9 protein-coding genes are annotated in these 15,373 nt (G+C 35.1%); 8 read left to right on the top strand and 1 reads right to left on the bottom strand.

Annotation, left to right across the window (positions count from 1 at the left end; all coding sequences use genetic code 11):
- Positions 1 to 41 precede the first annotated feature (41 nt).
- The 8 genes from AC0GLR_RS07070 to AC0GLR_RS07035 all read left to right on the top strand — a co-directional run bounded on the left by AC0GLR_RS07070 (position 42) and on the right by AC0GLR_RS07035 (position 13,910).
- On the top strand, positions 42 to 617 hold the full coding sequence (locus AC0GLR_RS07070) for a cadmium resistance transporter (RefSeq protein ID WP_495604746.1): 576 nt from the start codon (positions 42 to 44) through the stop codon (positions 615 to 617).
- 59 nt (positions 618 to 676) lie between these two features.
- Positions 677 to 961, top strand: coding sequence for an ArsR/SmtB family transcription factor (locus AC0GLR_RS07065; protein ID WP_495604745.1), 285 nt, complete (start codon positions 677 to 679; stop codon positions 959 to 961).
- 170 nt (positions 962 to 1,131) lie between these two features.
- On the top strand, positions 1,132 to 2,490 hold the full coding sequence (locus tag AC0GLR_RS07060; RefSeq protein WP_495604744.1) for an amino acid permease: 1,359 nt from the start codon (positions 1,132 to 1,134) through the stop codon (positions 2,488 to 2,490).
- 247 nt (positions 2,491 to 2,737) lie between these two features.
- Positions 2,738 to 3,355: a 3,4-dihydroxy-2-butanone-4-phosphate synthase gene (gene ribB / locus AC0GLR_RS07055; RefSeq protein ID WP_495604743.1), complete on the top strand. Its 618-nt coding sequence runs from the start codon at positions 2,738 to 2,740 to the stop codon at positions 3,353 to 3,355.
- 208 nt (positions 3,356 to 3,563) lie between these two features.
- Positions 3,564 to 3,830: a LysR family transcriptional regulator gene (locus AC0GLR_RS07050; RefSeq protein WP_495604742.1), complete on the top strand. Its 267-nt coding sequence runs from the start codon at positions 3,564 to 3,566 to the stop codon at positions 3,828 to 3,830.
- Positions 3,831 to 4,304: 474 nt separating this feature from the next.
- Positions 4,305 to 11,885, top strand: a complete 7,581-nt coding sequence (locus AC0GLR_RS07045) for a mucin-binding protein (protein WP_495604741.1) — start codon at positions 4,305 to 4,307, stop codon at positions 11,883 to 11,885.
- A gap of 317 nt (positions 11,886 to 12,202) precedes the next feature.
- Complete coding sequence (locus AC0GLR_RS07040; RefSeq protein WP_495604740.1) at positions 12,203 to 12,814, top strand: recombinase family protein; 612 nt, start codon at positions 12,203 to 12,205, stop codon at positions 12,812 to 12,814.
- A gap of 145 nt (positions 12,815 to 12,959) precedes the next feature.
- A complete protein-coding gene (locus AC0GLR_RS07035) occupies positions 12,960 to 13,910 on the top strand; it encodes a Dyp-type peroxidase (protein ID WP_495604739.1) in 951 nt (316 codons plus the stop codon).
- Between the two features lie 61 nt (positions 13,911 to 13,971).
- On the opposite strand, the gene AC0GLR_RS07030 is transcribed toward AC0GLR_RS07035, so the two are convergent.
- Positions 13,972 to 15,282: an NCS2 family permease gene (locus AC0GLR_RS07030; protein WP_495604738.1), complete on the bottom strand. Its 1,311-nt coding sequence runs from the start codon at positions 15,280 to 15,282 to the stop codon at positions 13,972 to 13,974.
- Positions 15,283 to 15,373: the final 91 nt, after the last annotated feature.

Genomic DNA, 15,373 nt, shown 5'->3' with positions numbered 1-15,373 from the left:
TTACATATGTTATTATGTTCATATGAAAGGTGGTTAATATAATGAACATTGGACTATTAACTTTAACGTTTGTAGCAGTTAATCTAGATTTTTTTATTATGCTTTTATTTTTGCTAAAATTATTTCCATTATCTAAAGTAATAATTGGCTATTTATTGGGAAATATCATTTTACTAAGTCTTAGTTTCTTTGCAGGGAAATTACTAGAAAGTTTTTTACCAGAATGGATTCTAGGGATACTTGGGGTTATTCCAATCTATTTAGCGTTAAAGGGTGATGACGATGAAAAAGCTGATGTTAAAAGTAAGTCGCCAATCATAATCGTTTTAGTAACTTATTTATCAGTTTGCGCTGGTTGTAATCTTTCAATTTTTCTACCAGTTCTATTAGGCGAAACGTTTCCAATTTTCTTGGAAACATTATTCTACATTGGATTTTTAACTATAATAATTGTGTTATTGTTGAAATTAATTGAAAAAAATGAAGTAGTTCAATTAATTATTGATAAATATGGCGAAATTTTAATGAAAATTTGTTATATCGTAATTGGAATTTATGTAATGTTTGATAGCGGTTTGATTAAACATGGATTCAACTTTATTATGAATTTATTTTAAAAAGAGGTGAAAGCATTATTAATGCGGATAAAATTGCAGAAACTAGTAAAATATTTAAATTGTTAAGTAATGAAACGCGGTTAAAAATCTTATTTCTATTAGAAAATAATGCGCTAGATGTTTCCACCATTGTGAAAAAATTGGATTTAGAACAATCGACGGTTTCACATCAGCTATCATTATTGAAGAAGCACCAGTTAGTATCTGTAGAACGTGATGGAAAAAGAATTTTGTATAGTTTAAGAGATCCACATATTCTTACTATTGTAGAGATGGCTTACAATCATGGATCTCATGTTTTAAAACATCATGGACATCATTATCCAAGTGATCAGCTTTTGTAAAGCAAAATGGCAAATAATTAAAAATTATGGTAAGGTGTTTTTTGTCTTTTTTAACCATTGTTTACTGATTAAAGAAGATCATGCCGCATTTAGAAGTAATAAATGGCTGCTAATTGGTAGCGTTTACTTCTTTTTTTGTGAGTAATTAAAATGCGAGGAGAATTAAAAACATGAAACCGAAAAAGTCTATAAAACCGGGAGTAGGTTCATTTACCTTAATGGCATTAATTGTTTCCGCAATGTGTGGAGGTGGAATTTATGATTTGCCGCAAAATATGGCGATTAAAGGCGGACTGATTGCACAAATTATTGCTTGGGTAGTCGCTACCTTAATTATTGGTAGCTTAGTTACGACTTTTATGCTGCTTTCTGAAAAAGAACCACAATTTACCAATGGTTTATACCAGTATGCAGAAGCTGGATTTGGTAATTTTGCTGCTTTTTTAGTTAGTTGGAGTTATTGGATTTGCCAGGCTTTTGATGTTGCAGGTTATTCAATTTTATTGATGACGATTTTAAGTTCTTTTTGGCCGCAAACCTTTACTAGCAGCAATAGTTGGTTATCAATTTTGGCCGGATCAATTGTGCTGTGGTTAATTAGTCTTTTGTTATTAAGAGGGATTAATTCGACAAGTACTGCTAGTATTCTAGGGATTATAATTTTAATTTTAGTGATTGGTTTTTTTGTGGTAACCATGATTGTCATGATGAATTGGAAAACTTTTACAACGAATCCATTTGCTGATCAAACGATTAGTCATTTACATGATTCATCGCGGGGACCGCTCTTTTCCCAAGTTAAGGGAGCAATGTTAACCACTTTATTTGAATTTGTTGGGATTGAATCCGGGATTGTGTTGGCAGGGAAAGCTAAAAGTCAACATGAAGTACGGAAAGCAACCAAAAATGGTTTTATAATTGCGATTGCATTATTTTCATTAACTTCCATTTTGCCATTAGGATTAATGAGTTATGGAGAAATCGGTAATTTAGCTGGAATCTCCACTTCAACAATTATGCAGTACGTGATGGGACCGATTGGAAAGATAATTATGACCTTTGGTGCAATTATTGCTATTTTGTCTAGTTGGGTCAGTTGGATGGTAGTTTTAATTGAAATGCCAACGATTGGGGCTGAAAGCGGCACCTTTCCACAGTTTTTCAAACAACGAAATCGTGCCAAAGTACCAACTAATTCGTTGTTAGCAACCGTGATTTTAGTTGAATTGATTATGATATCGATGCATTTTTTCAAAAATCCCTTTGAATTTTGTCTTTCCATGGTCGGTGGATTAATTATTGTGCCATATTTGTTTTCCGCATTATATCTATTTAAAGTTAGTCTGAAAAATAATTTAAAATCATTGTTGATTGCGACGTTTACAATTATAGGAGTGTCAGTGATTGCCTATTGTGCTGGGATTCAATACTTGATTTTTGTGTTAGTCAGCTACTTGATAGGGATTCCAGTTTTTGCTTATTCACGCAGACAAATTCGAGATGTCCAAGAAGATGTAGTAGAGGATTAAATAATTTTTTAATAAAGAAGTTAGAATGATGAGTTTGTCATTCTGACTTCTTTATTTTTATGAAAACACATATTTCGTTTTTGAAGCGTATTTTTCATTGTTTTTAATATATAAATGAATATATTTTAATTAAAAACGTATGTTTATAGAATTAGTGTTGATTATAGTTCGTTTTAAATGTAGAATATAAAAGTAATCTAATTGGTAATAATATTATTTGTATTTATATACGAAGGAGTAGTCTACTATGGAATATTCAAAGATGGAAGATGTAATAACAAGATTAAAAAATGGAGGATTAGTAATTGTCTCTGATGATGAAGATCGAGAAAATGAAGGTGATTTAGTCGGATTGGGTGCCACGATTACGCCTGAGAGTGTTAATTTTATTATTACACATGCTCGTGGACTTCTTTGTGCTCCAATTTCTAAAGCAATTGCTGATCAACTAGATTTAAAACCAATGGTTGAAAACAATACCGAAATTAATAAAACCTCTTTTTATACTCCCTTAGATGGTAACTATGAATCTACTGGCGTTACGACTGGAGTCTCTGCTTATGACAGAACTGCAACCATTAACAAATTAGCAGATAAAAATGCTAAGCCAAATGATTTTGTGCATCCAGGACATATGTTTCCATTAGTTGCCGATGATGGTGGTGTTTTAGCTCGTAACGGACATACCGAAGCAGCAATTGATTTGGCTAAATTAGCTGATGAACCAGAAGTTGGTGCAATTTGTGAAATTATTATGCCGGATGGTAGTATGGCTCGCAAAGACTACTTGGAATTAATGGCAATTAAATACAATCTTCCAATTATTACCATTAAACAATTACAAGAACATATGAAAAAAAGATAACAGATATTTGTAATTAAAAAAATTATAAACATAAAAATGAAGTATTCCGTAAAGTTAGAAAATAGATCTTTTACGGAATACTTCATTTTGTATTTGTTATCTTTTGATGTTATTAATTGATTTAAATGCATGTTACTACTACCTTGATAAAATATAATCAAATGGTTAATATCTTAAAGTAGAAAGTAGAAAAAAGGGGGTGATATTAATGAGAGTAAGAAATTTAGAATACTTTGAAAAGTTAATTGAATTAAAAAATTTTAGTAGTGTTGCTGATTATTTTAATGTTGGTCAGCCAGCAATCTCAATGGGTATTAGGCGACTAGAGGAAGATACAGGGCATGAATTAGTCATTCATAATTCTAAACATAATATAGTTATCCTAACTCCTGCTGGAATTATTTTGCATAAACATGCCAAAGTACTTATTAATCAATTGACTGAATTTAATAATAAAGTAAGTCAAGAACTTTAAAAAAGTAATTTATAAATATGTAAAATTTGCTTGTATTTTTCTATTTAATTTTTAAATTGTTGAATTCATAAATGTTTTCTCATAAAACATCTTTTTAGAGTATGTTTTTATCACAATTAATGTTTAAAAGTGGTTAAATTTAACTAAATAATCAATTTATTAATTAAAAACAAATATATTATTTTTGCATATAATACTATCAACATATATAATGGGTTTTGGAAAGTAATTTGTTGATAATCAATGTAGCTTATCACTTAAAATGATTGGGTTAACGCCAAAATACTAATTTTTAATAGTTATATTTAAGATGATTTTTATCATAAATGTACAGATTAGGTACACCCTTTTTTTACGTCTTTTTAAGTAAATTCTTTAATATTTTTAAAGATAAAGTTTCAATTCATTATTTATACAAATATTTTCAAATAAATTGTTGGTAACTCAAAAAATTAATGGAAGGTAGGTCTTTACATGTTTAATAGTGAAAATAAAACCCACTATAAAATGTATAAAGCGGGCAAACGCTGGTTGTTTGGTGCCATTACGGTAACCACATTTACAGCTGGAATTGTCGGTGGAACACTTCTATCAAACGGGAAGAGTGTACATGCTGATACAGCAATAAGTACTACTCAAAGTCAAAATACCACTAGTACAACTAGTGATAGTGCAACAGATAAAGCCCAAGATAGTAATGTTCAAGCAAATGAAACAAAAACTGCTCCAGTAATTTCACAATCAAGTGATGATACTAAAGCAGCAACAAGTAACAAAAATGACCAAAAGGCAGCGACTACCCAAGCAGATGCTACTCAAGATCAAAGTAAGAGTGCTGTAAGCACTCCTGAACAAAATAATGACACTAACAATAATCAAAATAAAACTGATGATGCTAAGCAACAAGAAGATATTACTTCAGCCACTCCAAAAGCTGATGCTAGCAAGGCCGTTGAAGCAGATAATAGTAAGCAAAATACTGAAACTAAAACTGCTGATCAAAACCAAGCAGCTAATACTGAACAAACTAAGTCAACAAGCGATCAAAGCCAAGCTGATGATAGTTATGTAGATCAGAACCAAGCAGTTGATGCTAAAGCAGCTACTGATCAAAATTCTGATGATAAAAACACAGATCAAAATAAATCAGATAATGCAGATCAACAAAATCAAGTAGTTGAACCAGATAAGACTGCTGATGCTGATGTAAATTCTAACAATCAAACTCAAAATGCTGCTGATAACCAAGTAGCACCAGAAAATGATGCACAAAAGGCAGCTGAAGATGCTAATCAAAGTCAGACCCAAGCAGCCGAAACTAATTTAGCAGTAGATGCTACCGATCCATTGAAAGTAACATTTACTGATCCAGATTACGCTGCTGCTGGTGTTCCTTGGACTGATCCAAATGCTCAACATTATACTTTTGGATACTATGATGTAAATCGTTTTAATGGGGAACAATCAAAAGTTAAATCAATCATAGTTTCAACTGATCGTAATGGTGATGGAATTGTTTATTATTACGAATTAGATGAAAATAACAATATCTTGGATACCATAGTTCTAAATAATTCTGGAAGTAGTTACGATTCTAAAAATATTACTAATTTAGTCTATTCAAAATGGGATAAAGAAAATGTTGGCTTCTACTTCCCCGATGATATTGAAAATGATTCCAAGACAGGAAATCCTGACGGTTATTACTTCTATAAGGGATGGACTTACGACAGTCCTGAAAAAAACTTTGATACAAAATTTGGGCAGACATCGACTTTTGTTCCTGAAAAAGTTATGCAAAAGATTACCTGGATTAATAAAAACACAAATGAAGTAATGGCTGAACATTCATATGAAGGAATGGCAGGACAACACTATGACGTGACTGGAATGCCTCCAGAAATCCCTACTACTTATTATATTTCTACTAAACCAGCTAATGCTTCAGGGACTGTTTCTAACTTTGGTGTGCCAGGAACTAAATGGACTAAACACTATAAACAGAGTTACAGCATGACTTATACTGAAACTGATGATCATGGTGGCATGGACGTTCAATTGTTTGATGCTAATGGACAACCAGTTAAAAGTGCTACTTGGGATCCAACTGCAAATAATGGTAAAGGTGGTTTAGTTGCATATAATGGACCTACCATAATTCATATTGATGCTAATTATCAATTTGATCCAACAACTAGCCAATATACTTGGGTAATTACTAATGGACCAGGATTTGGAAATTATACTTTAGGATCCATATATGTTCCACAATCACGTAATATTGTATTTGAGGTTGCTCCATTGGGTAAACTAGTTCCAGTTGATAAAGATGGAAATCCAATTGATAATGGTTCACATGACGAACCATATCAAATTGATCCTAATGATCCAACTAAAGCACAACAACCAACTATTCCTGATATTCCAGGATATGTTCCAATTGATCCTAATGATCCATCTAAAGTATTAACTCCTGGTGATCCTTCTCCAGTTCCAGTTGATGATCCTGGAAAAGATACAACAATTCCATATGTAGTTGACAAACAAACCGCTACCATTACTTATGTAGATCAAGATGGAAACAAAGTTCTTCATACAGATGATGTAGATGGTAAAATTGGTGAACATAAAGACTACTCAACTAAAGATGAGTTAGCAGCTTTGGAAAAAGATGGTTATTCATTAGTAAGTAGTGATGTTCCTGATAACGGAATTACTTTAGACTACAATAGTGGAAAACCATTAGCTTATACAGTTGTTGTTAAACGAGTTTCCGAACCAGTTAGTGAAAAAGGAACCGGTTCCTTAACTATTCATTATCAATACGCTGATGGTCAACCAGTATTAAAAGATGCTAACGGTAATGCAGTTAGTGATGTAACAAAACAAATTACTTTCCATCGTGATGGAACCAAGAATGATGAAACTGGTGAAACTACTTGGGGAGATTGGATTCCTGACGATGGCCAAGATGTTAATGTTAGCGCAATTTCTCCAGTAGTAACTGGATATTATGCAGATCAGAAAACAGCTAGTGGACAAGTCACTGAAGGTAAAAATCAAACTAAGTTAGTTATTTATAACAAGTTAGGTAATTTGATTCCAGAAGTTCCTGGTGGAACACCAGTACCATATCCAAATGATCCAGATGATCCTACCAAGGCTGGAGAACCAATTACTCCTAATTATCCTGGTTATACACCATTAGATCCAGACGGTAATCCAATTAAACCCGGAACTCCTTACCCAATTGATCCAAATGATCCAGGAAAAGATACTCCAGTTCCTTATGTGGCTGACAATGAAAAAGCAACAGTTAACTATGTTGATCAAGATGATAACAATGCTGTATTACACAGTGATGCTTTAAATGGTAAGTTTGGTGATAAGGCAGACTACAGTACTAAAGATGAAATTGCTGCTTTGGAAGCTCAAGGTTACGAATTAGTAACCGACGGTTACCCAGTTGATGGTTACACTTACACTACTGAAGATCCAACCTTTACAGTTGTCTTGAAACACAAACACAAAACAGTTAACCCTGATAATCCTGGTACACCAGGACAACCAGTAGATCCTAACAATCCAGATGGACCTAAATATCCAGATGGAACTGGCGAACAAGACTTGACTAAGAACATTACTAGAACAATTCATTATCAATATGCTGATGGAACTCAAGCTTCTAAAGATGTTACTGAACAAGTTAAGTACACTAGAGAAATTACTTTTGATGAAGTAACTGGTAAGATCATTGAAACTGGTAAGTGGACATCAACTAATCCAGACTATGCCGCAGTTGATTCACCAGCTATCGCTGGCTTTACTCCTGATCAAGCAGTCGTTGGACAAGCTGCCACCACTGCCGATGATAGTGATAGTAATGTAACGGTTACTTACCACGCCAATGCTGAACAAGCCCACGTTAACTATGTTGATCAAGATAACAACGATAGTATTATCAAGAGTGATACTTTAGACGGTAAGTTTGGAACTAAGTCCGATTACAGTACTAAAGATGAAATCGCTGCTTTGGAAGCTCAAGGTTATGAATTAGTAACCGACGGTTACCCAGGTGACTACACATTTACTACTGATGATCCAACCTTTACAGTTGTCTTGAAACACAAACACAAAACAGTTAACCCTGATGATCCTGGTACACCAGGACAACCTGTTGATCCTAATAATCCAGACGGACCTAAGTATCCTGATGGAACTGGTGAACAAGACTTAGTTAAGAACATTACTAGAACTATCCACTACCAATATGCAGATGGAACCGAAGCTTCTAAAGATGTTACTGAACAAGTTAAGTACACTAGAGAAATTACTTTTGATGAAGTAACTGGTAAGATCATTGAAACTGGTAAGTGGACTTCAACTAATCCTAACTATGCCGCAGTTGATTCTCCAGCTATCGCTGGCTTTACTCCTGATCAAACAGTCGTTGGACAAGCAGCTACAACAGCCGATGATAGTGATAGTAATGTAACTGTTACTTACCACGCCAATGCTGAACAAGCCCACGTTAACTATGTTGATCAAGATAACAACGATAGTATTATTAAGAGTGATACTTTAGACGGTAAGTTTGGAACTAAGTCCGATTACAGTACTAAAGATGAAATCGCTGCTTTGGAAGCTCAAGGTTATGAATTAGTAACCGACGGTTACCCAGGTGACTACACATTTACTACTGATGATCCAACCTTTACGGTTGTCTTGAAACACAAACACAAGACTGTTAACCCAGATGATCCTGGTACACCAGGACAACCTGTTGATCCTAATAATCCAGACGGACCTAAGTATCCTGATGGAACTGGTGAACAAGACTTAGTTAAGAACATTACTAGAACTATCCACTACCAATATGCAGATGGAACCGAAGCTTCTAAAGATGTTACTGAACAAGTTAAGTACACAAGAGAAATTACTTTTGATGAAGTAACTGGTAAGATCATTGAAACTGGTAAGTGGACTTCAACTGATTCTAACTATGCCGCAGTTGATTCTCCAGCTATCGCTGGCTTTACTCCTGATCAAGCAGTTGTTGGCCAAGCAGCTACAACAGCCGATGATAGTGATAGTAATGTAACTGTTACTTACCACGCCAATGCTGAACAAGCCCACGTTAACTATGTTGATCAAGATAACAACGATAGTATTATTAAGAGTGATACTTTAGACGGTAAGTTTGGAACTAAGTCCGATTACAGTACTAAAGATGAAATCGCTGCTTTGGAAGCTCAAGGTTATGAATTAGTAACCGACGGTTACCCAGGTGACTACACATTTACTACTGATGATCCAACCTTTACGGTTGTCTTGAAACACAAACACAAGACTGTTAACCCAGATGATCCTGGTAAACCAGGACAACCTGTTGATCCTAATAATCCAGACGGACCTAAGTATCCTGATGGAACTGGTGAACAAGACTTAGTTAAGAACATTACTAGAACTATCCACTACCAATATGCAGATGGAACCGAAGCTTCTAAAGATGTTACTGAACAAGTTAAGTACACCAGAGAAATTACTTTTGATGAAGTAACTGGTAAGATCATTGAAACTGGCAAGTGGACATCAACTAATCCAGACTATGCCGCAGTTGATTCACCAGCTATCGCTGGCTTTACTCCTGATCAAGCAGTCGTTGGACAAGCTGCCACCACTGCCGATGATAGTGATAGTAATGTAACGGTTACTTACCACGCCAATGCTGAACAAGCCCACGTTAACTATGTTGATCAAGATAACAACGATAGTATTATCAAGAGTGATACTTTAGACGGTAAGTTTGGAACTAAGTCCGATTACAGTACTAAAGATGAAATCGCTGCTTTGGAAGCTCAAGGTTATGAATTAGTAACCGACGGTTACCCAGGTGACTACACATTTACTACTGATGATCCAACCTTTACAGTTGTCTTGAAACACAAACACAAAACAGTTAACCCTGATGATCCTGGTACACCAGGACAACCTGTTGATCCTAATAATCCAGACGGACCTAAGTATCCTGATGGAACTGGTGAACAAGACTTAGTTAAGAACATTACTAGAACTATCCACTACCAATATGCAGATGGAACCGAAGCTTCTAAAGATGTTACTGAACAAGTTAAGTACACTAGAGAAATTACTTTTGATGAAGTAACTGGTAAGATTATTGAAACTGGTAAGTGGACTTCAACTGATCCTAACTATGCCGCAGTTGATTCTCCAGCTATCGCTGGCTTTACTCCTGATCAAACAGTCGTTGGACAAGCAGCTACAACAGCCGATGATAGTGATAGTAATGTAACTGTTACTTACCACGCCAATGCTGAACAAGCCCACGTTAACTATGTTGATCAAGATAACAACGATAGTATTATTAAGAGTGATACTTTAGACGGTAAGTTTGGAACTAAGTCCGATTACAGTACTAAAGATGAAATCGCTGCTTTGGAAGCTCAAGGTTATGAATTAGTAACCGACGGTTACCCAGGTGACTACACATTTACTACTGATGATCCAACCTTTACGGTTGTCTTGAAACACAAACACAAGACTGTTAACCCAGATGATCCTGGTAAACCAGGACAACCTGTTGATCCTAATAATCCAGACGGACCTAAGTATCCTGATGGAACTGGTGAACAAGACTTAGTTAAGAACATTACTAGAACTATCCACTACCAATATGCAGATGGAACCGAAGCTTCTAAAGATGTTACTGAACAAGTTAAGTACACAAGAGAAATTACTTTTGATGAAGTAACTGGTAAGATCATTGAAACTGGTAAGTGGACTTCAACTGATTCTAACTATGCCGCAGTTGATTCTCCAGCTATCGCCGGCTTTACTCCTGATCAAGCAGTTGTTGGCCAAGCAGCTACCACTGCCGATGATAGTGATAGTAATGTAACTGTTACTTACCACGCCAATGCTGAACAAGCCCACGTTGACTATGTTGATCAAGATAACAACGATAGTATTATTAAGAGTGATACTTTAGACGGTAAGTTTGGAACTAAGTCCGATTACAGTACTAAAGATGAAATCGCTGCTTTGGAAGCTAAAGGTTATGAATTAGTAACCGACGGTTACCCAGGTGATTACACATTTACTACTGATGATCCAACCTTTACGGTTGTCTTGAAACACAAGACCAGTTCAGTAACTCCTGACAATCCAGGTACACCAGGACAACCTGTTGATCCAGATAATCCAACTGGACCTAAATATCCAGATGGAACTGGTGAAAAAGACCTAGTTAAAGATATTACTAGAACTATTCATTACAAAGATGATCAAGGTAATACCGTTGCTAAAGATGTAGTTGAATCAACTAAATTTGGTCGTGATGCTACCTTTGATGAAGTAACTGGTAAAATCATTTCATATGGTAACTGGACTCCAGTTAACGATACCTTCAGTGCCGTTAACTCTCCAGTAATTAATGGTTACTATACTGACACTCCTAAAGTTGGTGCTGAAACAGTCAATGCTGATGCATCTAACTCTGAAGTAACAGTTCTCTACCATGCATTAGGTCATTTGGTGCCAGATGTTCCAGGATCAACTCCAATCATCTATCCAAATAACCCAGATAACCCTAGTGAAGCTGGTAATCCACTTATTCCTGATATCCCTGGTTACACACCAGTTGATAAGAATGGTAATAAGTTGACTCCAGGAACTCCTTACCCAATTGATCATGATCATTTAGGTGAAGATACTCCAATTCACTACGTTAAAAATGAAGAACCAGCAACTCCTGTAACTCCAAGCACACCTGAAACTCCTGCACAGCCTGCAGAACAACCAAGTACACCAGTTGCACCGGTTCAACCAGAAACTCCAGGAGAACCAGCTGCACCAGCTCAAGCAGAAACTCCAGCCCCAGCTGCTAAGCCAGCTGAAGAACCTAAGAAGGCTGCTTTACCACAAACTGGACAAGATGCTACTGGTAGTTTGATGAGTATCATTGGTGCAATCTTACTTTCAATTCTTGGATTCTTCGGCTTAGATGGATTCAGAAAGAAAAAGGAAGATAAATAATAAATTGTAGTAATATAATTTATGAATAGAAAAGAGGACTTACAATATGTAAGTCCTCTTTTCGTATTAGAATTAATCTTTTTGTTATTTTAAAAGCTAATAAATATCATTTGACAAAATGACAAATTCAATATTATTATGTAATTAATCTAGTTTATATATGTAAAAATCAAGTGTACCCTGATAAAACAGATGGGGTACACTTTTTAATTTGGTTTTAAATTCAGATGTCATCTATATTTATAAACATTTCATGTATAATTAAATGCGCGTAAAAAATGGGTGTAAAAAAAATTTTTTTGTTAGGAGTTATTCAGATGAAATTTGGTTATGCTCGAGTAAGTTCGGAAAGTCAAAATTTAGATCGACAAATTATGGCCTTAAAACAAGATGGCTGTGAGTGTATTTACAAGGAAAAGATTTCAGGGAAAAATTTAGATAGGCCAGAATTAAAAAAATTATTAAAAATCATTCATATTAATGATGAAATTGTAGTTTTAGATTTAGACCGATTAGGTCGTAATAATAACGATATTACTAGTGTTATGAATAAAGTTAGAGAAAAACAAGCTACCTTTAGAGTTTTATCTTTACCGTCATTTGATGGAGTTGCTGATCCAAACTTAAAGGCTCTTTTGAATAATTTAATTATTGAAATTTATAAGTACCAAGCAGAAGCTGAACGTCAAAAAATAAAAGAGCGTCAAAGACAAGGAATTGAAATTGCTAAAAAAAATGGAGTATATACAGGTGGAACTGCTAAATATTCTTTAAATTCTAATAATCCTCAAGGAAGAATTTTAGCTAAAAAAATGATTGAAATGTTTGAACAAGGAATTGGTAATAGTGAAATTTCTAAATTATTGGGGATTAGTCGCCAAACTGTTTATTATAAAAGGAAATTATATAAAGCCAACCGTACTATATAGGGAAATGCCGTTAATAAAAAATTAATATATAAATCTAATAATATGATGATATTTTAGTTGTATTAATTAGATTAATTTTTAATAACTTTAGAATTGTTTGTTATAATTATAATTGAATAATTAATAAAATGAGGTGGAAATAGCAATGACACTAAAAATGGAACCAGAAAAGGCTCAAGATGTTTGGAAAGATGTTGGTGAAAATGTTGACTTTGTTTCACTAGCTTTAAATCGCGATGATCAAGCCAAAGCTCAAGCTGGCATTCAAGAATTTGCAGATCGTTCCCAGGCAATCATTCGTTCGATGCGGATTCGACAACCAAAAGCTGATTTGCGGGTTGCGATTGGTTTTAGTAATCAAGCTTGGGAATATCTTTTTCCTAAAGCAAAGAAGCCGAAAGAACTTGAAGATTTTGCAGGAGTTAAAGGACCCAAATATTCCATGCCAGCAACTGACGGGGATCTCTTTTTGCACATTCGTGCTAAAAATCAAGCAGTGGTGTATGAAGTTGTTTCCCAATATCGTGAATTTTTAAAGGATTTCACGCATGTTTTAGACGAAGTCAAAGGATTCCGTTATCTCGAGGGTCGTGCGATTATTGGTTATATTGATGGAACGGAAGCTCCCCAAGTTGAAGATGCAGCTCCCTATGCAATTATTGGTGACGAAGATCCAGAATTTATCAATGGTTCCTACTTATTTGCACAAAAATGGATTCATGATATGGATTTTTGGAATAAAATGCCGGTTGAGCACCAAGATAAGGCAGTTGGTCGAAAGAAGTTTTCTGATTTAGAGTTAGATGATGACGATAAATATGAAAATGCGCATAATTTGGCCTCTAATACTGGTGATGAAAATAAAATTGTACGAATGAATGTACCATTTTCAGATCCAGCAAGTGATAAAACTGGAACTTACTTTATGGGGTATGCTAGACACTGGAGTGTTACTAAAGGTATGTTACAACAAATGGTTGATATGAATGACTTTTTGCTAACTTTTTCCACCTTGAAAACAGGAACATTATATTTCATTCCATCTCGCCCAATGCTAGATGCGATTGCTGGTGGAGAATTAAATCCAGAAGAATAATATTGCAAAATAAAAGAGTCGTCTAATGAAGAAATTAGACGACTCTATTTTTATAAATTAATTAATCTTTTAAAACCCATAAGAAGATAATGAAGATGATGGCTAAAGCATACATCATCCAGCCAACTTCCTTACCACGTTTAGCGGCAATCATCGTAATTGGATAGGCAATGAAACCAAGTGCAATCCCATCCGAAATACTATAAGTTAAAGGCATTCCAATTGCAATTAAGAATGCAGGAGCAGCCAGTTCAAACTTGTTCCAGTTAATCTGGGCAAGTGACTTAGCCATTAAGACTCCAACGATAATCAAAGCTGGAGCAGTAATTTGACTGGTAATTACACTTAGCAATGGTGAGAAGAAAGTTGCCAAAATGAACAAAATTCCAGTAACTATTGCAGTAAAACCAGAACGACCACCAACGGCGATCCCTGCAGATGATTCAACATACACGCTGGTAGGAGAAGTCCCCAGTAATGAGCCTAGCAACATAGTGGTTGAATCAGCAGCTAAAGCACGACCAACTCGCGGCATTTTGTTATCTTTCATGTAACCAGCTTGTTCAGCCAACCCAATCAAAGTTCCAGCAGTATCAAAGAAAGTTACCAATAAGAAGGTTAATACAACTACAAATAGTTGAGGGGTGTCAATTTTTCCGACGTTGAAAAGACTAACTAGAAAAGTTGATTTAATACTAGGAATTCCTGCTACAACGGCAGTAGGTAATTTAATCAACCCAGTAAACATTCCTACGGCAGAAGAAGCAACCATTCCGATAAAGATAGCACCAGGTACTCTGGCACTCATTAAGAACAAAGTGACAATTAGTCCAAAAATTGTCAACATGGTAGTTGGAGTAGTTAATGAACCTAAGCTAACTAAAGTTGCTTTATTAGCAACCACAATTCCACCATTATTGAAACCCAAAAAGGCAATGAATAAACCAATCCCGCCACCAATGGCTGCTTTTAAATCAGTAGGAATTGAATTAATGATTTTTTCTCGTAGTTTCATCGCTGTTAAAATAATAAATAAGATTGAAGCGATGAAAACTCCAGCCATGGCAGTTTGCCAAGGAATTTTCATTCCAATACAAACTGAATAGGCAAAGAAGGCATTAATTCCTAGACCAGCAGACAGGGCAAACGGATAGTTAGCTAAAATCCCCATCAGCATACATCCAAAAGCGGAAGTAAAGGCTGTGGCAGTGAAGACTGCTCCCTTGTCCATTCCAGTTGCACCGAGAACGTTCGGGTTTACAAATAGAATGTAAACCATTGAGATGAAAGTCGTAATACCGGCTAATATTTCAGTGCGATAATTAGTTCCTAATTCTTTAAAATGGAAAAATGAAGCAATTTTGTCAGTCATACGAATCTCCTTAGATATGTATTGTTCGTAATTGTGTAAATATATTACTTATTAATAATACAACGAGCTACATGATATTTCAAACCCGAAC

The organism is Fructilactobacillus sp. YLN 2412 (assembly GCF_059488745.1).
The sequence above is the reverse complement of the archived record's forward strand: the minus strand, read 5'-3'. Positions and strand labels throughout refer to the sequence as shown.